The sequence below is a fragment of the Bacillus sp. B15-48 genome, assembly GCF_016879755.1.
In the GTDB taxonomy this organism is placed as follows: Bacteria; Bacillota; Bacilli; order Bacillales; family Cytobacillaceae; genus Mesobacillus_B.
In genome coordinates, this window is the sequence record NZ_WOFU01000010.1 from 58497 (window position 1) to 83565 (window position 25069).

The 25069-nt window shown below is 39.8% G+C and carries 17 protein-coding genes and 1 pseudogene; 4 read left to right on the top strand and 14 right to left on the bottom strand.

Annotated elements, in window-relative coordinates; all coding sequences use genetic code 11:
- Positions 1-277 precede the first annotated feature (277 nt).
- The 9 genes and pseudogenes from GNT69_RS21740 to GNT69_RS21780 all read right to left on the bottom strand — a co-directional run bounded on the left by GNT69_RS21740 (position 278) and on the right by GNT69_RS21780 (position 12452).
- Complete coding sequence (locus tag GNT69_RS21740) at positions 278-4030, bottom strand: AAA domain-containing protein (protein WP_203557094.1); 3753 nt, start codon at positions 4028-4030, stop codon at positions 278-280.
- 279 nt (positions 4031-4309) lie between these two features.
- Positions 4310-4535, bottom strand: a pseudogene (locus tag GNT69_RS21745) (DUF188 domain-containing protein); the annotation flags it as partial.
- A gap of 73 nt (positions 4536-4608) precedes the next feature.
- Positions 4609-5013, bottom strand: a complete 405-nt coding sequence (gene hepT / locus GNT69_RS21750) for a type VII toxin-antitoxin system HepT family RNase toxin (RefSeq protein WP_203557095.1) — start codon at positions 5011-5013, stop codon at positions 4609-4611.
- Positions 5003-5410, bottom strand: a complete 408-nt coding sequence (mntA, locus tag GNT69_RS21755) for a type VII toxin-antitoxin system MntA family adenylyltransferase antitoxin (protein WP_203557096.1) — start codon at positions 5408-5410, stop codon at positions 5003-5005. Before mntA ends, hepT begins: the two co-directional genes overlap by 11 nt.
- A gap of 313 nt (positions 5411-5723) precedes the next feature.
- Entirely contained in the window at positions 5724-6164 is a 441-nt protein-coding gene (locus GNT69_RS21760) for a YaiI/YqxD family protein (RefSeq protein WP_203557097.1), read from the bottom strand.
- Between the two features lie 303 nt (positions 6165-6467).
- Positions 6468-7322, bottom strand: coding sequence for a malate synthase (locus GNT69_RS21765; protein ID WP_203557098.1), 855 nt, complete (start codon positions 7320-7322; stop codon positions 6468-6470).
- Positions 7323-7786: 464 nt separating this feature from the next.
- Positions 7787-8416, bottom strand: coding sequence for a hypothetical protein (locus tag GNT69_RS21770; protein WP_203557099.1), 630 nt, complete (start codon positions 8414-8416; stop codon positions 7787-7789).
- A 14-nt stretch (positions 8417-8430) separates the two neighbouring features.
- Complete coding sequence (locus GNT69_RS21775; protein ID WP_203557100.1) at positions 8431-8868, bottom strand: hypothetical protein; 438 nt, start codon at positions 8866-8868, stop codon at positions 8431-8433.
- Positions 8865-12452: an AAA family ATPase gene (locus GNT69_RS21780; protein WP_203557101.1), complete on the bottom strand. Its 3588-nt coding sequence runs from the start codon at positions 12450-12452 to the stop codon at positions 8865-8867. Before GNT69_RS21780 ends, GNT69_RS21775 begins: the two co-directional genes overlap by 4 nt.
- Before the next feature lie 226 nt (positions 12453-12678).
- Between GNT69_RS21780 and GNT69_RS21785 the strand changes: the two genes are divergently transcribed.
- From GNT69_RS21785 to GNT69_RS21800, 4 genes are all read left to right on the top strand, one after another.
- Complete coding sequence (locus GNT69_RS21785) at positions 12679-13362, top strand: response regulator transcription factor (RefSeq protein WP_203557102.1); 684 nt, start codon at positions 12679-12681, stop codon at positions 13360-13362.
- A gap of 1 nt (position 13363) precedes the next feature.
- Positions 13364-14368 carry a sensor histidine kinase gene (locus GNT69_RS21790; RefSeq protein ID WP_203557103.1) on the top strand — a complete coding sequence of 335 codons (1005 nt, stop codon included), beginning with the start codon at positions 13364-13366 and terminating at the stop codon, positions 14366-14368.
- A 141-nt stretch (positions 14369-14509) separates the two neighbouring features.
- Positions 14510-15193 (top strand): ABC transporter ATP-binding protein, encoded by a 684-nt coding sequence (locus tag GNT69_RS21795; RefSeq protein ID WP_203557104.1) that lies wholly within the window; start codon positions 14510-14512, stop codon positions 15191-15193.
- Positions 15190-17778, top strand: coding sequence for an ABC transporter permease (locus tag GNT69_RS21800; RefSeq protein WP_203557105.1), 2589 nt, complete (start codon positions 15190-15192; stop codon positions 17776-17778). Before GNT69_RS21795 ends, GNT69_RS21800 begins: the two co-directional genes overlap by 4 nt.
- A 467-nt stretch (positions 17779-18245) precedes the next feature.
- Here the strand turns inward: GNT69_RS21800 and GNT69_RS21805 are convergent, their stop codons facing one another.
- The 5 genes from GNT69_RS21805 to moaA form a co-directional block, all read right to left on the bottom strand.
- Positions 18246-19046, bottom strand: a complete 801-nt coding sequence (locus GNT69_RS21805; RefSeq protein WP_203557106.1) for a nucleotidyltransferase domain-containing protein — start codon at positions 19044-19046, stop codon at positions 18246-18248.
- 883 nt (positions 19047-19929) lie between these two features.
- Entirely contained in the window at positions 19930-20904 is a 975-nt protein-coding gene (locus tag GNT69_RS21815) for an aromatic ring-hydroxylating oxygenase subunit alpha (protein ID WP_203557107.1), read from the bottom strand.
- A 50-nt stretch (positions 20905-20954) separates the two neighbouring features.
- Entirely contained in the window at positions 20955-21662 is a 708-nt protein-coding gene (locus GNT69_RS21820; RefSeq protein WP_203557108.1) for a cysteine hydrolase family protein, read from the bottom strand.
- 29 nt (positions 21663-21691) lie between these two features.
- Complete coding sequence (locus GNT69_RS21825) at positions 21692-23305, bottom strand: BCCT family transporter (protein ID WP_203557109.1); 1614 nt, start codon at positions 23303-23305, stop codon at positions 21692-21694.
- 433 nt (positions 23306-23738) lie between these two features.
- The gene (gene moaA / locus GNT69_RS21830; protein WP_203557110.1) at positions 23739-24761 is read right to left on the bottom strand and encodes a GTP 3',8-cyclase MoaA; all 1023 of its coding nucleotides are present in this window, start codon (positions 24759-24761) and stop codon (positions 23739-23741) included.
- Positions 24762-25069: the final 308 nt, after the last annotated feature.

A 25069-nucleotide genomic window follows, 5' to 3' on the forward strand; every position in this document is an offset into this window, starting at 1 on the left:
TGCGTCATCTCGTATGAAATTCATGTCAAAAATTTTCAATGGAGGAATTCATATATTTTTTTAAAGACTCCTTTTGCATTAGACGCAAACGGAGTCTTAGCTATTTTATTCATTTGCTATTTAAAAGCACATTTCGATCAACCATCCTGCGAAGTGCACTCTCTTTATTTAGAAACGCTTTGAAGTCCCACAAAATGTCCATAGAATAACTATATTTAGTCAAAACACAATCCAAATAAAAAAACAGCCTGAACCCACGGATCCAGACTGCCTACTCCTAATTCACAATTTTCTCCCGTACCTGTTCATTTTTCAATAACTCTTTCACTTTCTGATCGATTCGTTCAAGTTCAGCCGATGGGTTCCGCCACCAGTTTCGACTCCATATTCGTTCAATGACCCATCCTCTGCTTTCGAGGAATCTTTGGCGATAGACGTCTCTTTCTTTCGCATTGGCAGAGCTGTGGTACATTGCGCCATCGCATTCGATTCCTAAAATATACCTTGAGGTGTCTTTTGGGTGAACGATGGAGAGATCAATTCGGTAGCCGGACATGCCGACTTGTGTGGTGACTTCATAGCCCATATCTCTTAATCCCTTATAGACCTGCTCCTCAAATGGGGAATCAAAATGCAAATCTTTGATTTGAACTTGGGTGTTGACGTTTTCATTGATTTCTTGGACGACGGCGTTGATTTGTTCAGGTTGAACATGCGCGACTGCCTTGACGTATTTTAAGTATGATTTTAATAATTTTGGTCCTAATTGCGCTGTGTTCGCCACATTCAGTTCTTCCGGTTCGATGCTTGTCACAACGATGATTTCTTCTTTTGCGCGAGTGACGGCGACATTCAAACGGTTTTCCCCGCCTTTTTGATTGAGCATTCCAAAGCGGTTGTACACTCTGCCTTCATCATTTCGTGCATATCCGATTGAAAAAAGAATAACGTCTCTTTCGTCCCCTTGAACATTCTCGATATTTTTGACAAACACTCGTTCATCAAGGTCCCTAGACATCATTTGATGATAAACTGCGCTGAACTCTTCGTCTTCGCCTGCTGTCTTTTCAATCAAATCCAAAATTTTTGTCTGCTGTTTTGAGTTAAAGGTAATGATTCCAACGGTTTTATTTGGTCGTGTAACTAGGATGTTTTTTAACGTCCGAACCACTTCGATGGCTTCTACTTCATTTGACTGGTTGATCCATCTGCCTTCGACCTTCTGCCACTGCATCGCCGGAGGATTTTTAAATGGCACGACATTTGGCGCTATTTGGACGTAACCATTATAGAAGGCATGGTTTGAAAAGTTGATTAACTCTTCGTATTTCGAGCGATAATGCCATTGGAGAATCTTCTCTGGAAACCTTCTTTTCGCGAGATTGAGCAAGCTGTTCGATTCATCGATGTCGTATTGTTCTTCCTCTTCCTCATCGTTCACGACAGAAGATTGGAACATCGTAAATGGTGGCAGCTGCTTTTCATCTCCGGCAATAATTAATTGTTTGGCACGGTAAATTGCTGGAATCCCACTTTCGACCGTACACTGTGAGGCTTCATCAAAAATGACTACATCAAACAATCCTTCTTTTAACGGAAAGATCGCTGAGACAATTTCTGGTGAAGCAAGCCAAACGGGCATTATGTCCACCAAGCCGTCGCGAGCAAACTCATTTACGAGCCTTCTTAAGGACCAAACCATTCGTTTCTTGCCCACTTGATGTTTGAGTTCCTTCATTCTTTTAAAATTTTCAGCTTGAGCTTGATCGACATTTGTTGTTAAAGTGTGAATTAAATACTCTGTTGCTGCTTTTCTTTTTTCGTCAATCAGTTTGGCAAATGATTCGCGGATGCGGGCAAACTCATTGGTCGAAACCTTCTGTACCTGTGGATACTTTTTTTCAGTCTCGTCAATCCAATGGACATAGGTCGAGTTTCTGAAGAGGTCTACCCAAAAGTCAGGCAATCCTGACTCACTGTCATTCACTTTGTCTTGTAACTTGAGTATGACCTTTTTTTCTAATTCCGTACAATCGTTCCAATAACGGTCCATTTGCTGGAGGTCTTCGAAATCGCGGTGAATATATTCGACGATTTTATCTAATTGACGTAATGGAAGATCGCCTTCTGAAATTCGCCGTTTCATCTCATCAACCATCGATTCATCAAAATAGCTTTTCAGTTTCTCCATTTCGTCGGCCATTTTTTTCGTTTCTTTGCCGAGGTCATGCATCGTGACGAGAGACTTCTTGATTTTTAACCACTCGGTTGAACTCGTTCCTTTAAATTTCTCGCCTTCTAGCAGTTCTTCAATAATCGACTTGCCGGAAAAGGACGTCCACCACCACAATCGTAGGCCTTGGAGCGTTCGTTTATTCATTTCATCTAGATCCGGATAAATTTTTCCCAATTTAGTTTCAATCAACCATGTGTATGCCGGAGTAATATTTTCGTAATCTAGTGACTCCAAATATTCTCCTGACTTCTTCGCCTTTTGAATCAATTGATCCATTAGTTCAATCAGTTCTAGTTTGTTTTTCATTGATAAGGAAGCAAAGGATTTTCGCATTTTTAATGGATAGGAATCCTCTCCAAAGGGCTCGTACCATTCTGCATACGAATAGACTTTTTCAGAAATATTCTCTAAAAGATCTTTGTTTAAACTCGCGAGCAAATCCGTCAAATCGATCATTTGTTTCGTTTCACCAACAGGATTGGCTTTGCCGTATAAATCGTATAACCGGTAGCCGTAATCTTGAAATTCGTAGAGAGCATTGGCGATGCTGTTCAGCAATTCTTCCTGTGAAGCTAATTTGTTGGAGACAGAGGTCAAGACATTGACTGCTTGTTCATAGCTTACTTGATTATGCTCCAGTAAGGCAGCAATTTTACTATAAAGCTTCTTCCGGTCATTTTTCTCATCATGAACGAGGGCGATATGACTGCTTAAACCTAAACTGTCTAACCGTTGATACACCACATCGAGTGCTGCACGTTTTTGGCAGACGACGAGAACTTTCTTTTCTTGTTTCAAGGCGTCGGTGATTAGGTTGACAATCACCTGAGATTTCCCGGTGCCAGGTGGTCCGTGCACGACGATTCCCTTTTTATAACGAGCTTCGCGGATGATTTCTTCTTGAGAGCCGTCTGCTTCGAGAAGGGAGAAAAGGTCATCGTCTTGTGCGTTTTTCTCCTGTTCTTCAGTCCGCATTCCTTGACCTTCGGAAAACTCTTGATTACTAGATGAAATCAACTCACCTGCTAATGACAAGTCGCCATCCTCTGACAGATCAATCAAGGCATCATAATCTCTCACTAAAGAAGAGCTCCCTTGAGGAAAATTGCCAATCACAGCGTTTTCTAATAAAGTCAGATTGGCTACTTCCGGAATGTCCTCTTGCTTGTATTCCTTTAAACTTGTCAACCCTGTGGGTGTAAAGGCAACATGTATTTCATGTTGCTTTAACAAGGAAAGCCACTCTTGAAGATCATATGTTTTCGCCACTTCAGCTGCTTCTTCAAAAAACTCTTCCGTAAAATTATGAGTGTTCAATTTCTTAAAAGCCAAGAACAAAGTTCGATTGATTTGCGGGCCACCCTCATCATGTTTAAGCATCCATTTTTGCGAATTCACATGATTCTTTTCAAGCCTAATCGGGTATAAAAATAGCGGAGCTTGAAAAAAGGTTCCGTCCGCTAAAAATCCAGATAAAAACGGAAAACCGAGATAAAAGTCATGAACACCTGTCTCGTCCTCAATCCCTTTCATATTTCGATAGAGATTAGTCAATTTTTTTGAGACGACCATTGCATTCTCATCGTTAAGTGATGGTTTCAGGAGGACAATTTCACTTTTTGATGGTTTGATGATTTTTTCAACAATTGCTGTACTATTTGATTCTGTCGAAAGCATATCCAACTCCGTTAAATCAAAACTCCATTTATTATAAAGTTTTAGCAGCCGAATCGAACGATTCCGCCGGCTAATGTCATTCAGTTTATCCCTCATATGTATTAATGTATCTTTCATCAGCAGTCCTCTTTCCTTACAAGTATCCCCTTCATAATTTATGCGAACAAAACGCATTCATACGCAAAGAACGAAACGATTCGTTTTATATATATAAAATACGACTAACCTAGTGATACAAATAGTATGACATACACGCCAAAAAGGACATCTTTATTAAAAGATATCCTTTTCGTTACCATTCGCATTTACAGTGACACGTTGTTTGACCGTGAAAACCAATTCGCCTATTGCGTAACCCTATGTTCCAACCACCCTCATATTTTCCTTTTAAGACAGTTATAAGGCGTACCAAAATAATGAGTGTTCTCTGAATTTTTCTCCATTCTCTGCTGTAAAGGATTTGGGTCCTTTTGTACTTTGCCGCCTTTGCGAGCCACTGCACTCAAATACCGTGACTGTAATAGTTCATCGATGTTTTCATTATATAGCGATCGCCTTTATGATGAAGGACGATGCATCCTTTCGCTAACCCTAGTGAACCGTGCCAATAATCTTGTGTCACCTGATGGCTGTTCCGCAGTAAAAAATGCGAGAAACTGGTCACAAGAACACTTAAATACTAAGTTCCGAAAACATTAAATTAACAGAATAGTTTTGGTGAATTTTTCAAAGTCAACTAAATGGTTTTCAATGATCTTTTGTAAGATGTTTAAGTTTAATTCTTGATAATCGTGAACAGCAATATTTCTAAAACCTACCATTGCCTGCATCTTTTTGGATAGAGACGAGGAGATGATTCCCTCAGCTTCCAAAAATGAAAACGCATCCCTGCTCTTTTGCGGAAGGCCTAATTTTTTTTCAGCTATAATATGCATACCAAGATCAATACTTGCCTCGCAAGCTCGCTGAAGGTTTAAAATAATCGAATCTTGTTTCGTATAATTCTCCAGATTTTTGGGGTTGTTGGCATATTCCTCTTGTATTCGTTTAATGCAGCGTTCAATGATACTAATTTTATTTAGGATGACATCATTTTTCATAAATTCTCCCACTTTCGTCTATTTTTTTTAATATTGGGGAGCGTTCTTCGTTTAATTTGGCATACATCTTTAAAGTCTTTAACTCAAATTGAGCTCTTTTTTGCTCATCCGTACAATAAATTACCCTCCCAGTACTAACGATCTGGGCTTGAAACACCGTACTCACCTGATTTAAATCAACTAGGTCAACTTCGCGTTTTAGTTTAGATGCAAGATCTTGCGCGGTTAGGAATACTTCATATTTGTCTAGTTCTTTCTCTTCATGAGCAAAGGCTATATCAATGTCACTTTCGGAATGTTGAGTCCCTTTTACAGTTGAACCGAATATTAAAATTAAAAATGGAGTAAATTTTTCACATAATACATCGATAATAATCTTTTCCAGACTTTCACTCAACGTCCAAAACCTCCCCGTTTTTCTTTTATTATAACAAGGATTCAGTGTATTTTTTTGTGAATTCTTCAAGTAGTCTCCTAAAAATATGTACAGTGAAAAAGCAATTATGGCAAACAGGACTTATCTAAACCTGACTCATTCAGAAATAGGAGGTGTATTCTGAAGCTAAAATCCAAGAAGCTGCCAAAGAAGAAAGTATAGAAGAGCTTATCTATCCAAACGAGCTAGATGAAATGTAAGAAGAAATGGAATAGCAATAAGGTGCCCACTCTACTAAAGAGTGAACGTACTAGGGGACAGGCACCTTTAGAATTCAATGTGAAATCGCCTTTTTAAAGAGTTCTCTGAACTTTTCTCGATCCTCTGCTGTAAAGGGTTTAGGTCCTTTTGTTCGTTTGCCGCTTTTGCGAGCCATCGCACTCAAATACCGTGATTGTAATAATTCATCGATGTTTTCATTCGTATAACGATAACCCTTATGATGCAGAACAGTGCATCCTTTCGCTAACCCTAGTGATGCGAGACCATAATCTTGTGTCACGATTAGATCACCTGTTTTTGCTAAGCCCATTATCCGATAATCAGCCGCCTCTGCACCAGAATCAACATAGATCGTTTCCACTCCTGATGGTTGTTCCGCATTGGAAAAATGCGAGAAACTGGTTACCAAAACGACTGGAATTCCTACATCTCTCGCTTCAGATATAATAATATCTTTTACCGGACAGGCATCGGCATCCACATAAACCTTCATGTATATCGCTCCCATATAGAAAATTAAATTGGTAGTAGATAGCATTACCCGTAAGATGCCGCTAACACTTTTCGGGTGAAACTTGTTCAAATATTTAATATTAATACTATTTAACAGTTCAATCATACCATAATCTGGTATCAAAAATGAAAATGGCTCAAGAGATAAAGTTCGGAATCATTCATTAAATTGAGCACCTGCGCATCTGCCTGCTGTGAACAGTTAATCAACCAAAAATAGTCTTCTCGATTGAGAAGACTATTTTTGGAACCCTATACTCCAGCTCGGAACAGACCCCGAAGCCTAAATACGCATTAATGAGCCATTAGGCTTTGGCAACTCTTGATCATTAATCTGATTCATTTTACAAAAATGTTCAAAAAATTGTTGTGCCAACTCTCGTTCCGTTGGGTCACTTTTCAAAGAAACAATATCAGACAAAATTTGTGCCATCCATAAATTATCAAAATAACGGTATTTTCCTGAATTCCATGTCATTTTCTCAGGATATTTTTCATTCACATAATATTTCCAGAAAAGCATCTGATCCGATTCTTGTTCTGTAAGTTGGAGTCTATATTCTGAATGAGCAGGAATGTATCCATCTTCACAAAGCTTACCGATAAAATTTTCATTCACCATATAGACACCTAAAATCCGTCTTCCTTTTTCAGGCATGCCGGGATCTATTGCTGTTAATAGACAAGCGCTATTTTGGTACAGACGGATTGGTTTATTTGGCTTCCCTTTGTTATTCCCACTTTTTATGACGCCTGAAAAAACCTTCCACTCTGAAAAAGAAGTTTCCTGTTCTTCTTGGTCACACCAAAAAGCCATTTGTGATTCGGAATGAAGTTTATGATTTTTCATCAGTTTTTTATGTTCCATGCGAAGTTGTAGATTTTCACGTTCTCGTTTTGTTGCCTCTTCCTTCTCCCATTCTTCCTGCCTTCGTTTATTTTCTATTTTTTGTAATGTTTTTCCGAGTGAATTAGCAGCACTTTCATCATGCAGTTTTAGGTGCTCTCCAAATACATCAGGAAAAACAAATTTTTTATTTTCCGTTGCGAAATGTATTTCAATAACAGAGTCATTTTGTTTGACTATACTACCCATGCCATAACGCTTGTGTGTAACTTTCTTATTGATTAGATTCATTAATTTGGCCTCCTTGTAGAATAAAATCTCGGTACTTAAAGATAGTAAATGGATTTTATTCAACTAACTTTCTTTTAAAGCTCACACGATTGTTTGGATCTTTCTTCAGTTTAAAAAGAAAGAAAATGAAAAAAACGCATCCATATTTCTATCTGCAATCAAATACAGAGGAATATGAAATACGATCAAAAAAACTACTGTAAAATGATTATAACATTTATTTGAAAATAACACAAATTTATTATTGACACAGCATTTTATTTCGGTGTAGAATGAAATATTATTTGCACGTCAGACACACGCGAAACGTGAAACACGGGGACGGTTCTGCTGTTTCTCCAATTTTATCCAATTCGACTAGTATAGCTGTTTCACAGGTCTTCATATGGAAAGGTATCAGTTTCATCAGTATTTACTACTTGGAATTGCTTTAAAGAAAATGCCAACCCGCCTCAAGCTCAGGCTTAAAACCTTGGCACCAACTGATATTGATTGCTATTTCCTGTTGTCACGACATTGAAAATCGTCTGATCGCGTTCAGGAAACTTCACCGCGTACGTGATCGGCTGCCCAGCATTGGTTTCCACCCCGCGAATCGTGACAACGCTTGGAACCGGAACAGAATAGGCGGCCACATTGCCGTTTAACACATGAACCTCACGAATCACCTGTCCATCGACTAAAATTTGCACCTCATCATTGGTATCTCCGCGATAATCCCATATGAGCATTCTTGCTGTCCCATGACCATCAAATCCGGTCACTTCAAAATCACGGGCATCAATTTCAAACTGACTGTCAGCAGATAACGTAAAACCAGAAGTAATCTCGCTGCTTACCCGGTTTTTCACTTCCACCGCTCCCACTTCCTCCGTTGTTGTCCCTTCCGTCACGAACATAAAAATCATAAAAAAGACCGTTAGCCACCCTAAAATCTTTCGAAATTTCTTTTCCGCGAAAAACAATTCCTGTTCAGAATCTTCTTGGGGAAGTGGGCTTTGAGCGGAAGCATCCAGTCCCTGTTCTTGGTGATTGCGATTTTTATCCTCCCCTTCACCAATCCCCTGCTTATTCTTTCGTTTCTGTTTTCTCATTTATCCCACTTCCTTCATTTAAACATTTTCGTGCTGATTGGATATTTTTCATACCAATAAGACATGAAAACCCGTGCAAGGACAAAACTAATCATCGTCAAAATGATCGCGACTGGCTTAGAAATGACTTCATTTTCCGCCCAAAGATTCATAAAAAACATCCCAAAAGCAAGACCCACTAAGCTGATAAAAATCATTTGCGACAGCGGCCAGAGGACAGGATAACGCTCATAAATTTTTCGAAAGCTCTGAATCCTGACCGATAAATACATAATCAAACTGATGAAAAATAACAGAACAAAATAGACATTGTCCTTTGGTGCTTCATAATTGATTATCGCGGCTATTTCTGAAACCGCCATGAAGGGGCTAAAAACAAGCATGAAGTACATGAAAATGAACATCGGAATAAAGGCAATCAAAAGAATGATTTGAAACATATTCCTAATCATTTCTCCCCTTCTCCTTTCATTCTGCGAATATCCACCGCTTCTATCGTAGTCAATTCATCGACAGAAGCCTCACTATTTCGCGAATGGCGAATCGCATGATTACGAATCGCTTCTTCACAAACATTTCGAACAAACCGTCCATTGCCGCTGTCCACTTGTCCGGCAACCGTCTTGAACAGATCGAGCATCGCCTCCTCTGCCTGTTTCGAGGCTTTGTAGCCTTTTCCATGGAGGGTGACGCGACTGATTTTTAGTAATTCCTTCGGGTTGTAATCCTTAAAGGTAATAATATTTGGAAAGCGTGATCGCAATCCCGGGTTTAAACGGAGAAACTCCTCCATATCATTTTCATAACCAGCAACAATCACGACTAACTCATCTTTAAAATCTTCCATCGCTTTCACAAGTGTATCAATTGCCTCTTTCCCAAACGAATCGGAGGCAAGACTGTAAGCTTCATCAATAAACAGCACTCCACCAAGTGCTTCTTCAATCACATCTCTTGTTTTTAAAGCCGTTTGTCCGACATAACCTGCGACAAGTCCAGAACGGTCTGTTTCAACGAGATGATCCGTTTTAATGACAGCTAATTCATTTAAACGTTTCGCAATAATCCGAGCAATGGTCGTCTTTCCGGTCCCGGGATTTCCTTTAAACACCATATGCAAGCTTTGGCTGCCCATATCAGGTAGGCCAAGCGCTTTCCGTCGCCGATTCATTTCAATTTGCGCCGATAAACTCTTCACAAATGATTTTACTTCCTCTAAGCCAATGATTTTTTCCAATTCTTCAAAGGCGGACTGTTGTGCTTTTTCAGCTTCCAAACCAAAATCATGGAGTGTTAATAACGTTAATTCATCGTTTGAAAGCTCAATTTCATCGGCAATCCGGACCGCCTGGTTTCGAACCGCTTTTTCTAGCGCATTTCGAACTAAACGACCATTGCCAACATCCTTTTTCCCGGCAATTTGATTTCGTTCGTACCAATCTTTTAATGGCTTCTGAATGCCTTCTTCAAGCTGAAAACCACGCGAATGAACCATCAACTCTGTCATTTGCACCATTTCTTCTGGTGCATAATCTGGAAATTCAAGCTGCAACGGAAAACGCGAGGCCAAGCCTGGATTCACTTTTAAAAATTCCTTCATTTCATCTGTATAGCCCGCTAAAATGACGATCAAATTGTCTTTGTGCATTTCAATTAAACGGACAAGTTCATTAATTGCTTCCTCGCCCACTCCGCCCTTTTGATCAACAAGGGCATAGGCTTCATCAATAAATAAAACCCCGCCGAGAGCCGACTGTACTACCTCTTTCGTTTTTTCTGCTGTTTGTCCGACATACCCCGATACCAACTCTGTCCGGCCCACTTCGACCAAATGTCCTTTCTTAATTACATCAAGATTTCTCAGCATTTCTGCAACATATCTAGCAATCGTTGTTTTTCCGGTTCCCGGGTTTCCGGCGAAAATCATGTTCAACGTTTGTTCCGTTCTCACTTCAATTCCAACTTCTTTTCGTCGCTTATTCACAAGAATTTGTTTCTCTAGCGTACGCAGGAACGTTTTCACATGGTCCAAACCGATGATCTCATTTAACTTTTCTTCCAGATTAAATGGCAGTTCTTCAACAATCCCGAAATCCTCTTTTATTAAAAGGTTTAAATTCGGATGTTCATCGGCTTGGTCGACTAATCGCGCTGATTGTTTCCGGATCGCTTCCTCCAACAAATTGCGGACTAGCCGGCCATTGCCGCTATCGTTTCTACCGGGTACCTGCTTTTTCGCAAAAAGAGTTTGCAACTCATCGATAGCCGTTTCTTCGATCTCATACCCTCGTTGCGACGCCATCATTTCACAAATCTCCACCATCTCACCAGGTGTGTAATCAGGAAATTCCACATAAAATGGAAAGCGGGATGGCAAGCCCGGATTTGCTTTTAAAAAGTCATTCATTTCATTCGTATACCCGGCCAGAATGACAACGAAATCTTCGCGGTAATCCTCCATTCCTTTCACAACCGTATCAATCGCTTCCTGGCCAAACGGGTCTTGCTTATCACGCGACAAAGTATACGCCTCATCAATAAATAGGACGCCCCCGACAGCTTCTTGGATTTTCGCATTCGTCTTCGGGGCCGTTGAACCTAAGTATTGCCCGACCAAATCTTGTCTCGCTGTTTCCACTAGTTGTCCCTTTGATAAAATTCCCATCGCTTTTAATAGTTTCCCGACTAAACGAGCAACTGTCGTTTTGCCCGTACCTGGGTTTCCGGAAAAGACCATATGCAGCGTGAAAGAAAGGTCTTTTCGCCCCGCTTTTTTACGCATGCTCTGAACCTTTACCGTATCAATTAACTCTTTGACAAAGGACTTCACATTTGCGAGGCCAATCAGCTCATTTAATTCTTTTAAAAGCTCTTCAAGCGTATCTTCTTCCTGATCTGAAACTTGAAGAATAGGAATGATTTCCCCGCCTTTCTTGATAACTAATTGATTTTCATGAACTTCCACAACAACTAGTTCGCCTTGCTCAACCACTCTTCTGGCACGTAAATCCATTAGCTTTGCTAATAAATCATCTTCAATCCAATGCGATAACGCCGTACCATATCGCTTTGATTGTAGGGCATGCTCTGCTAAAAATAAGGCTGCATCTTCGCCAAACTGCAACGAAATTTTGGCATTTGCTTGTAATTGTCTTTGGATTATACCAACGCGTTCAAACACTAACTGGCTCAATGCCTTCAACGTCAATGGCTGCGAAAGCAAGGTTTCATCAATGGTGGAACGAATTTCCATCGGCAGCCTGCTTAACGCTTCCTCTTTCGTTTCTAGTGGCTCTTCTAGGGAAAAAACAATAAAAAAGTCGGCCGCTTCGACAGTAATCCCAGCATCGGTTCGGAAAAACCCTTTCGTGACTAAATCAGTCATATAATGAAGGATTTCACTTTGTGCTCTTTCCACTCCTTTGAAGCAAACCGTCCCTATCCCAAATTCAAAGGCCGCGGCGCAATCGGTAAGAAAATTTGTATGAATCTCCCGGTCGCTATATGAGGCCAAATCGATTTCCATCACTTTCCGATAAGGGATCAAGCGATGCTGATACAAATGCTCGATGAGCAAGGAAAGACTAAACATTTTCCCTGTCCCTTCAGGACCAGCAAGTAAAAGGGTTTGTTGGATATTTCCTTTTTTACGAGTAAGAAAAGCGCGTTTATAGGCGGTTACCAAGTTTTCAATGTATTGAGGCTGTTCAAGAACTTGTACATTTAAGGACTGAATGATTTGTTCAAAAACCTCATCCAAATGCTCAGGATTTCCGGTCGTTCGTAGTTGCATCATTCCTTTTTTTGTATCAGCAGCAACCTCTTTTACGGCACTCGACGATAACGGACTACCACCATGGGCAGAAGCAGCAGCCACACTTCCTCCTCTTTTGCCTGGTGTATAGGTAGGAGCAGGGGAGGAAGCTTGAATGACTCGACCCATTGGCTGTTTTCGCTTTCTAAAGCCATGCTGTTTTACATAATCGATTAATTGAATTTCAGGCAAAACAATTCGAATCCACCGTTGAAATGACATATGTACTCCCCTACTATCATGGTTTTTAAATTCCTAATCTTTCTTATGATGTACGATATTCACCGATAAATTTGTATTATTATAAAAAGATTGACCAAACTTTATTCAGTTGAGGGTCCCCCCATTGTTCATAATTGATATCATCTGCCTGAAAAATATTCTTTTGACGTCCTTGCACTCTTCCAATAAGATTAAAAGAAAAACCTGTATGTTAGGGTGAAGAGAATTGAAAATTTTATTGGTCGAGGATGATCGTACGATCGCTTCGGGATTGGAATATTCCTTGAATCAAGAGGACTATGAAACCGTGCTTTGTCATAATGCCGCTTCGGCAACAGAAGTCATTCAGAATAACATGAACGAAATCGATTTATGCTTATTTGATCTGAGCTTACCGGATGGCAGCGGGTATGATTTATGTGAGTTCGTGAAAAAACGTCGAGACATTCCGGTGATTTTTTTAACCGCTTTTGATGATGAAGTGAATGTCGTCATGGGGCTTGATATGGGGGCGGATGATTATATTACAAAACCCTTTCGAATCCGAGAGCTTATTTCCAGAATTAAAACGGTTCTCCGCCGTTATCATCGCCATTCCGAACCGAAAAACACGATTGAAATACAAAGCATTCAAATCAACACGTTAGAAGGTAAAGTATATAAAAATGGCCGAGAAGTCTTGTTGACGGCTTTAGAATATCGGCTCTTCCTTATTTTCGCCAATCACATCGGACAGGTCCTTACAAGAGCCCAGCTGCTCGACCGAATATGGGATGTCGCCGGTGATTTTGTCAATGACAACACCTTGACTGTCTATATTAAAAGATTACGCGAAAAACTTGAAGACGACCCGCAGCACCCGACGCTGATTAAAACCGTTCGCGGGATGGGCTATAAGGTTGGTGGCTGAGTTGCTACGCAATCGAGAAATTCAACTCTTCCTCACGATTCTAGTTTTAATCACTGCCATCGGATTTATTTTAGCGGCGATTTTCGTTTCGATGCTGGCGGCCGTTTTGGTGCTCGGCATCGCGACCTTACTCATTAGCTGCACGCTAATTTTCACCAAATGGCGTTACCGTGAAATTGAAAAACTTTCCGGATATTTACAGCAAATCAGCAATGGCGACTATCAGTTAGACGTCCGTGATAATGATGAAGGGGAATTAAGCCTGTTAAAAAGTCAAATTTATAAAGTGACAAAAATGCTGTCTGAACAAGGGGCAGTTTTACATGAAGATAAAGCAAAATTAACCATTGCGATTTCTGATATCTCTCACCAATTAAAAACCCCGCTCACCTCAATGATGGTGATGGCCGATTTATTGCGTGATAAAGGGATAGATGATCACAAAAGGGCAGAATTTACCCGTAAACTTCAAGCCCAGCTCGAACGCATGGAATGGCTCGTTTCTTCATTATTAAAACTCTCAAAAATCGATGCTGGAACAATCGCATTTAAAAAGGAAAAAGTCTCGGTCGCTCCTCTTATTCAAAAAGCGGTCGATCCATTATTGGTCCCAATGGATATTAAAATGCAAAGCTTAGCCATAAAAGGCGATGAAAAAGCCGCGTTTAACGGTGACTTCAACTGGACCGCAGAAGCACTCATTAATATTATGAAAAACTGTGTTGAACACACAAGTGAAAACGGAGAAATTGCGATTACCTTTTCGGAGAACGCTCTTTTTACAGAAATAACGATTTCAGACAACGGAAAAGGCATCGCGAAGGAAGATCTCCCTTACGTTTTCAAACGGTTTTACAAAGGGAAAAATGCGAGTAACGAAAGTGTCGGAATCGGCCTGGCGATGGCGCACAGTATCATTACAAGCCAACAAGGCGATATCGTCGTAAAAAGTCAAAAAGACTTTGGGACAACGTTTCAAATTAAATTATACAAGCAGGTGATTTGACGGATTTCACCTGCTTCTCTTTACCGTCCCTCCTCCCTCTTTCCCTTCCAAAGTGAATAAATTGTCACTTAAGAGTCACTTTAAAGTCATACTAACCCGATATACTGACCTCAAGACAAAGAAGTTACGGAGGTTTTCTTAATGAATATCGTTGAAGTTCAAAATCTGTCTAAAGTGTATGGGAAAGGAGAAACAGCGGTTGCCGCCCTTGATGATGTTTCTTTTTCCGTGAAAAAAGGCGAATTTGTTTGCATAATCGGTCCATCTGGTTCAGGTAAGTCCACACTGCTTCATTTACTTGGCGGAGTCGATCGGCCAACGAGCGGGAAGGTTCTCATTGATCAGACCGATATTTATGACTTGAATGAAACACAGCTGGCGATTTTTAGACGCAGGCAAATCGGCTTGATTTATCAATTTTATAATCTCATTCCGATTTTAACGGTGGAGGAAAATATGACCTTGCCTATGCTCTTGGACGAACAAAAAGTGGATCGAAGCCAGTTGAACAAGATTGTTGACATTTTAGGGTTAACAAATCGGCTTTCCCATTTGCCAAATCAGCTTTCAGGCGGCCAGCAGCAACGAGTGTCAATCGGACGAGCATTAATCAGCAATCCTGCGATTATTCTTGCTGACGAACCGACAGGCAACCTCGATAGTAAAAATAGTGAAGAAATCATGGAACTACTGAAAATGTTTAACAAAACCTATAAGCAAACGTTAATGGTGATTACCCATGATGAGCGCATTGCTCTACAAGCTGACCGCATCATTTCAATTGAAGATGGCAAGGTCGCAAAAGATGAGGTCATCCGGCCATGAATATTATCAATAAAGTAACGATTAGGCATTTAAAAGAAAACAAACGCCGATCCCTTGTCACCATTATCGGCGTCATTATTTCAGTAGCAATGATCACCGCGGTTGCGACACTAGGTGTTTCCTTTTTAGATTTAATGATTCGGCAGGATATCGCCAAAAATGGAGAATGGCATGTTCAATATCAAGATGTCACTTTAGAGCAAATCGAAGCGATTGAACATGACCGTAATACAAAAACACTTGCCCTCTCAAGCGATGGTTATGCAGCCTTAGAGGAATCAAACAATGCTTATAAACCGTATTTATATTTTCGCAACTATAATAAAACCGGTATGGAACAGTTCCCGATCGAAGTCATCGAGGGAAGACTTCCTCAAAATGAAGACGAGATTGCCATTTCTGAAGCGATTCGAACCAATGCACAAGTTGATTACAACATCGGGGATCAGCTCACGGTTAATATTGGCGTCCGTTTGCATAAAACAGAAGGAACGAAGTTAACGCAAACCCACTCCCTCCAACGGAATGAAGACGAGATCACCGAAGAGCTGCAAATTCGTGAAACGAAAACGGTGACGATCGTTGGAATGATTGAACGGCCTTCCTGGGAACCAACTTGGTCTCCTGGGTACACGGTCATTGGCTATCTTGACGAACAGTCCTTAAATGAAGCAGACACCGTTGCTGCGATTGTCGTGTTATCGGAAATAAACGGTTCCCTTTTTGAACATGCGGATCGTCTTGCTGCAACACTAGGAATCGAACAAGTTTATTTTAATACAGATTTGCTTCGCTATTATGGGGTTACCGACAATGATCAATTACGGATGACGTTGTTTTCTTTAGCGGGCATTATTATGGCAGTCATTATCATTGGCTCGGTAGCTCTCATTTATAATGCGTTCGCCATTAGTGTCTCTGAACGGGCTAGACATTTAGGAATGCTTTCTAGCATTGGCGCGACGAAAAAGCAAAAGCGGAATTCAGTCTTTTTTGAAGGTGCGGTCATCGGTGCAATCAGTATCCCCATTGGGGTTTTTGCCGGCCTTACGGGGATTGGGGTCACCTTCGCTTTTATCAATACGTTTATCGAAGAGGCACTCAATGTTTCTGAAAGATTAGAATTAGTCGTCACACCGGCTTCTATTTTGATAGCATGTGGGATTTCGATTTTGACGATTTTTATTTCAACCTATATCCCTGCCCAAAAAGCATCAAAGATTTCAGCGATTGATGCGATCCGCCAAACCCATGACATCAAGTTATCAAGGAAGACGGTGAAAACATCAAAGTTTGTGCGGAAACTCTTCGGGCTTGAAGCGGAAATCGGTCTGAAAAACGTGAAAAGAAATAAAAAAAGGTATTTGGCCACTGTGTTTTCGTTAGTCGTAAGTATTGTCTTGTTTTTATCGGTCAGCTATTTCACCGAGAGTCTAAAAAAATCGGTGCAAATGTCGCAAAATGACCTTCAGTTTGATATCCAAATTTACAGCAGTCAAATGGACATGGAAGAATTAGCAGAGTTTACCAAGCTCGATCATGTCACGAAATCGACTATTATTACGGAAACGCAATTTGAGACTCTCATTGACATCGATGAACTTCCGGCACAATTGAAAATGCAAATAGAAGAACATAATTTCGCACTTGAGGATGGAAAGTATCCTTATTATGTGATGGTGCACGGTTTAGATCAAGACAGTTTTCAAGCCTATGCTGATCAAATCGGCGTCAATCCTGAAGAATTCACCCAAAAAGATTCACCGGCAGCGATTGTGATTGATCAAATTTCCTACCAGGATTATTCATCAAGAAAATTTGTTGAAACTAAATCCATTGAGTCAGAAGTTGGAAATGTCATCGACCTATTCAACATTTCTTACGAAGATACAGAAGATGAGCACGCGAAACGGGAAGTTGTGAATAGCCTTGTCATTGCTGCCCTTACCGACCAAGTGCCCATGGGGGTTCAAACCACTTCGCTTGGGGGCGTTAATATTATCGTTCCTGAAACAACAATGGAGCAATTGACGCTTTCTTCTAAAGATATGAACTTCTATGTATACCTAACTAGTTCCGACCCAATGGCCACACAAACAGCGATTGAAAATAGAAAGAATACGAGCGTACATGTGTACAATGTCTTTCAGCGTAGGCAACAAGATGAACAAATGATTTTGCTGCTGTCTGTGTTCACTTATGGATTTATCACCTTGATTTCTTTCATCTCGATTGCAAATATATTTAATACAATCTCAACAAGCATTTCACTCAGAAAACGAGAATTTGCGATGCTCAAGTCCGTTGGCATGACCCCGAAAGGATTTAATAAAATGATCCATTATGAAAGTATTTTTTATGGGGTGAAAGCTCTTGTCTATGGCCTGCCAATCAGTGTGCTCGTCATGTTTGGCATCCATCGCTCCCTAGGATTCACCTTTGAATATGGATTTAGTCTCCCCTGGATGAGCATTCTCTTCGTCATTATCATGATTTTCTTAATTGTCGGCTCGGCGATGCTGTATTCGATTTCAAAAATTAAGAATGAAAACATTATCGAGGGCTTAAAACAGGAGAATATTTAAGTGAAAAAACGCGGTTTAGCTGCTGAACGAATCGCGTTTTTATATCGTTCAGTATTTTTATAGCTACTGGAATGAGTAAAAGGTATTGTAGTGGATTAATTTTAACGCCCCGATTTTTTCTGGAAACAAAATGTCGAGGGCTTTAAAACTAAGTAGTTCCGATAATGTGAAGAAAATGTAAAAAGACATTCTAAATCACAGCAAAAAAGGCAAACAAAAACGCATGGAACAGTAAGACTCCATGCGTATAATTTTCACTTTCTTGTGGACATTGAGTACGTTATTATCATAAATAACGCTGTTTTGGAGAGTCTTCGGACATTGGAGTATGTTATTTGCTAGTAAATGCGAAAAAATAACAACCTTTCAGATAAATAACGGAATGTATGACCAAAAAAATGAAAAATCACGATTATTGTTGCAAATAACGGAACATGTGTCCTATTACATTAACACAATCTTCCCTCTTAACTTTCACCCCACACTTCTTTTATTGTATCTCTAAATAATTGATCAAGCTCATTGGTAGGATCGGGAATCTCAATCTTCAAGCCTTTTGTATAAGCCTCTAGATGCTCAATCTCGTTATTCAAATATTCGTTAATGATGTCGATTCTTCGTTCTAGAGTTAATTCTTCCCCAGCGATTTTCCGTTGTAATAATGTGAAAATCGTATCCTTTAATTCCCCTGGTGGCAATAGATCTTCTACTAATTCTTGAAATTCGATTGGCGGGATTGAGTCATATTTTTCTATCCACTTAGCTGCTAAAACTGGGCGAAGTACATAAAAGTATTTTTTGATACGAACTTCATTTCCTTGAAGATAATCACGAAAATTCCCTTTTGCCATGTTCAAATAATGATAGAGACAAGAGAGTGGTGAAAAGATTTTCTTATCTAGGTCCTTCATTTTATCAATCGTTGAATAGGACTGATAATAAATAATATGTGAGCGCAGCCATTCTAAAAGCGGTGGATTTGACTTTCGAAACAGTCTAAGTGCTTTTGTGAGTTCCCAGCCACTTAAGTCCAATAAGGGGTCTATCGGAATCGAAATCGAATCTCTAGCAGGGATTTCAATCACATCTCGTTTCTGATCAATCGATAAATACCAATTTGGATGATGAATATAAATAAAACGAACATCATAATCACTATCTTTAGAAGGAAATCCCCAAACACGACTTCCTGACTCACATGCGAAGAGAATTTTTATATCATAATCCCTTTCAATCTGGTTAATCACATCAATAATATGTTCACGCATGAAAATTCCTCCAATATGTTCTTCCACCCTGTTTAACTAGTATTTCTGTTTCTATTTTATCAAAACCATTAACAGATTTTTCTGTTTTCTTCAAACAATTGTTATCTCTAAAAAATTTGTATACGTAAAATGGAATGGTGTCATATTAGGATTAGACAAAACAGGGTGGTGACGACGATGAAAAAGATTAGGTTTATTCCTCTTATTACAATATTATTAATGGTAATTATACCCATCCATTCTTTAGCCGATAATGATAAAGTGATACTTCCATCAGTGGGGGTTTTCTTCATACCTACTGTTGGTTAGTCGCGCAGAGCCCGATTGATTTTTCTAAGGGCTGAAGCTCATAGAAAAATCTTATCTCACCAATCGGATCTTTACGGACAGTTAATCCCTTACCTATCCTAATATTTTTTTAAACAGAAATGTAACACAAGAAGAGGTGGTTGATATGACGATTGCTATGCTTAGTAATCCATCCAGAGCAGTTACAGGCGAAATTATTTATGGAGATTCAGATTATAATATAGTCGGCTCCGTTTAGCTAGCGAACATCCCGAAAAAGGTAAGTCCCCTTGCCTTGTTCAAATAATGATACAAACAAGAGGTTCTTGATGTTTATAACCTAGTCTCCGTTGAAAAACACATAAAAAAAAGTGGATAACCTCGTGCTCATCACACTTAGTTATCCACAAGTAGTGGTAATGTCAATCTTAGGTATAAGGTGTTGGTGAATTTCATAATATATACTAAAATCCCTCCGTACTATGGATGTTTGTCTAGGATGTTTATTAACCTGATTATGTCTTCTTTATTAATTGTGTATTAATTTTCGAATTCCAAATATTCAGTTATTAATTAGTGAATTTAAACTATCCTTTTATGCAGTTCCTACTGTCACACCAAGCTCAGTTAACCAGCGTCGGTAAGCGATGGCTAATCGATCCGACTTCAGATGCAACTCAGTTTGCAAATCTAATGGCAGCTCTTCAGGACGTTGAGTCTCAATCATCGCCGCATCCTGTTGGTTGATTGTATTTTGGAATTCCAAAAAAGTATCATTTGAAGCGTCCAAGTCGTAGTTACGGGCCACAAGAGAAAACATAAGCGTTTTCCGGGCACTTACGGGAACAGCGTGAATCCAGTTGATTTTTATAATCCCCGTATTTGGATCAGTCTTCGTCAATCGGGCGGTAAAAGGGCTAAGGATCTCATATACAATACCGTTATTAATACTTTGACCACGACCGTCCGGATCTGGCTGATATACGTAAATCGGATCAGAGATATATCTTCCATCTCTAAAATGAACTTTATACTCTTTCACTTCCGGATATTCTGATGATCCAAGAAGGCCATCATGTATCCAGGCTAAGTGCCCAACATCGAGGAAGTTTTCTACCACCCTAGTAAACGCGCCATTGACATAATTGGGACCACTAATAATTGTCCGGAATGCTGGATCTGAGTATTCAGGATACGGCGGGGGAGAACTTGACGGTTGGCCGAGGCTGACCCAAATAAGCCCATACCGCTCTTGACATTCATAGACAATAGCCTTTGCCTTTTGGGTGATCGCTTGCTCTTTTGGCTGAGATGGAATCCGTACGCACTGTCCACTGCAGTCATACTCCCAGCCGTGATAAGGGCATACGAGAACGCCGTTTTTGACCCACCCCCCTGATAGTGCCGCCCCCCTATGGATGCAGAGATCTTTAAATGCATGTACACCTTTTTCTGTACGAAATAGTGCTACTCTTTCCCCCATAATTTCAATAGGAACTGGTTTATTACCAAGATTATCCGCAACCATGACAGCAAACCAACTGTCCTTTAACACTTGATCCTGTAACATCTTGTTAATCCTCCTTAAGTATCTTGTTCGAACTACATTTTGGTGAGTTATTAAACCTTAAGGCTCGATTGATTTTCAGCCAATGTTCCTCTCCATTGATTCAATAGATCCGGTGAATCGACTACAAGCCCAAAATACATTGAAATAATCCGTAACGTAGCCTCTTCATTTGACTCATAACCACGTGCCAGATCCCGAGGTATAACAATTCGAAAATCTCTGTTCGCTCCTTCAGTAGCAGTGCTAAGAAGACAACAATCAAGCATAGTACCAGTTAAAATCAAGGTCTCCTTTCTCATGTTCCGTAATAGTAATTCTAGATCAGACGGATAAAAAGCACTAAGTCTTTTTTTACCGTCAACAATATAATCATTTTCTTTAACATCAATACCAAATTCTGTCCATTTAGTGCCCTCTAGAGCGTGCTCATCAATACCTGGGATTGGCCCTACAGTTTCTGGAAATAATAATCTCCATGCGCTGATATTTCCTTTAATATCGTCTGAACCATCTTTACGAAGGACGGACCGAACGTGAATGATAGGAATTCCCAACTGACGGCATTTATCGTTAAAAGCATTTATTGGTTCAATAATCTCTCTAGCTCTAGGTGATGGACAAGGGCAATCAGGATCTTCACTCAGGTGCCCCAAATGCATATCAATAGTTATTACAGCTGTCTTTTTAATATCTAAAAATAAATCATAATATCGTTCATCAAATAATTGTTTTTTAATCCCATTAAAATAAGCATCCATCGTTACATTTCACCATTCCTTTCAAATTATTAACTACTTAAGGAATCCCCTTTTTTTGTGACTGAAATGTTTTGATTTTCATTAGGCAAATTTATATAATGAGACTCTTCCACATCTTTTAACATCCTTGGTAGACATTTTATATTGTAGACGGCTATGGCAATGGCTACTGGAAAAGAGGCAATCAAAATTGTACCTTGAATAGGAGTTAATCCCCCAAGGTAGAGTAGTACTAAAGAAGTACCTCCCATTGCAGTGGACCATAATACTTTATGCCAATTTGGTGGATTATTCAAACCAGTTGTTGTCACGGCAAGCGAATCTGCAATGGCATCAGCCGAAGTAGCTAGTGAAATTAATGTAACAATCATGAAGAGAGGCGCTAGGATTTGATGTCCGGGAATTTGATTTAACCAAGCCCAGAGAACCATCTCCGTCCCTCCTTCAGCTAATGCCTTGGTCGCAATCCCATCCAAAAGTCGGTCATAGTACACACTAGATCCAGCCATCATCAGATACCAAACAAAAAACGCCCCATTTAATATCAAGGTGGCAACGACAGTTATTTGCCGAATCGTACGCCCCCTAGAAATTCTTGCGAAAAATATCCCCATTAGAGGAATCCAACCAATACAGAACCCAGCAAAAAAGATTGGTCCGTAGGATAACCAGGTGATATCACCAAAAGGGTTTACCCAAAGCGCCAAACGCGGATACTCGGTTAGAATAATTCCAAATGAGCTAAAGATTAATTTAATAAGTGGGAGAGTAGGTCCTAGCACTAAGATAGCCAACCCTAGAGCGATTAACATCCAGGAATTCCAATTAGCCAAAAACTTGATTCCTTTATGCAAACCTGTAACTGCACATATTGCTACAATAAACGTTGTGCCAACAATGATTATCGTGTAGATTAAAAGATTTGGGACTATATCGTACACTACTTGTAATGACTGGCCTAATGACAACGCTAACAAACCGATAGGTGCGAGCATTCCAGCAAGAATAGCCAACGAGGCAAAGAAGTTTAATCCTCTTCCAATAATGCCTCCAGTTGGATTTCCCCCTGTTCTTTTCCATAACACGGGATATAACATCGAACTAGCATTCATGGGAAGCCCTCTGTGGTAGTGTGCGATCATCAATCCTACAGCAGCTAAGCAGTAACCTGGAAACATAGGCATCCAATTAACACCCATATAGGCTATGGCAGCTTCAATAGCTCCGTTTGAACCCGGCTCCACTCCAGGAAAGGCTGGTGGAACATTTGCTGAATTCATAATCAAATCTGCAGGTGCAAAAAATATAAGACTGACGGCAAGCGCTGCGGTAAATATCATCGACATCCAACTAAATGTACTAAACTCTGGTTTTTCTATTCCTCCAAGTCGTATAGATCCAAAACGTGAAAACCCAACTATAAAAACGAGAATGAAATTCATAGCATAAATCGTCAAATAGAACCAACCAAAAGTGTTCGTTAAAGCATTGGTGCCAGATGCAATGGCTTTAGTCATTATATCTGGGATAACAATAGCACTAAGCATTAAAATTACAACAATCCCTATCAGCCCCACAACTACAGGGACATCTCCAAATTCAGATTTGGCACCTTTAACAGCATCACCCGACGAATCTTTCAATTTTCACCTTCACCTCTCCTGCTAAAATTAATGTCAATCTCGCTGAAACCATTTAATTATTTCTAAATCTCCATTAACTACAATTCTATCACCTCCTAAAAAATTCGTATTTGTATATCTAGCTCATGTTTCCAAAATCACTTCTGCCTTAAAGGTAGGATGATAGGGTTATTTATATATTAAACTTTTCAAGTCTATTTGCAAAGTTATTATTCTGAATTTTCAGTATATTAAATATAATTTTCAGAAAATACCGCCACCAGCATGGGCTAAGTGGTTAAATATAGCTCTGCCAATTCTCCAGTCACCATAATAGTAGCGTTTACATAATCGATGCTGAGCTCTCCTAAACGATGGGGAATGGCTAATACAGTATCAGGCCATTGTGTGGAAATTCCGTCACCAATTCATTGAAGCTCTTTTACCCCCATTTTCACCCACCAATGTAATACATCTCTATCTTCTTATTTTTAGGTATGTTCGTATTAAGAATTCTTTCATCTGAGTAACGATCTTTTCTATTACTCCAAACGTTAGTAATGACATTTCTAATCTCTTCATCCCCTGCACCGGCTTGAATAAGCGAACGAAGATTCGTTCCTTGTGTAGCAAATAAGCAAGTATAAAAGTAACCGTTCGCCGAGAGACGAACTCTAGTACAAGTGGAACAAAAGGAGTCCGTTACCGAAGAAATCACGCCAATTTCCTCCTTCGTACCACGATAGCGATAACGGGAGGCCACTTCCCCAAAATAATTCGGCTGAACTAGTTCCAAAGGCATCTCTGCATCTATACGCTCAACAATTTCTTGTTTAGACAACACTTGCGTAAGGTCCCAACCATTGCTATTTCCTACATCCATAAACTCTATAAAGCGTAAAATGTACCCAGTCCCTCGGAAGTAACGCGCCATTGGCAATATATCCTGGTCATTGCCCCCCTTTTGTACAACCATATTAATTTTCACTTTCATTCCGACTTTTGCAGCAGCTTCAATACCATCTAAGACGGTTTGGACATCGCTGCGACCGCCGTTCATTCTCCTAAATACTTCATTATTAATGCTGTCTAGGCTAACATTAATACGTTTAAGTCCTGCCTCTTTCAGTTCCTTCGCATATTTAGCTAGAAGTGTACCATTGGTTGTTAAAGCAATATCAGCAATTCCGTCAATCGAGCCCAACATTTGGATTAACTTTGACAGATCCTTACGCAACAACGGTTCACCGCCAGATAGACGAATCTTCTCCACACCGAGTGATACAAAAACCCGAGCCAGGCGAGTAATTTCATCAAAAGTTAGTAGTTGATCTTTTGAGAGAAACTCAAAATCTGGACCAAATACCTCTTCAGGCATACAGTAACGGCACCGAAAATTGCAACGATCGGTGACAGAAATACGTAAATCACGGAGAGGACGGCCAAAGGTGTCCAAGACCTTTCCTATATCATTCATTTTATATACTCCTCTCTTTTAACCTACAATTTCTCACTTTTGAGTATTTTAGAAAAGCACCTTACTACATCGATGATGTTTTCTTGTTGTTCTCCTGTCCCACAATAGTGTCAAAAATATGATTGTATGGAAAGGACTAATAACCATGATATTATATCAATCTATTGAATTACTGAGGCAAATGGAAACGTTAAATTCATTGAAATTTCCTACCACTAAAGTGGTTTTAACCATTAGTGAATGAAAATGGAAAAATGAATAATGGACTTGGCTTTATCCCTATCACACCTGAAACATCTGTTCCACGA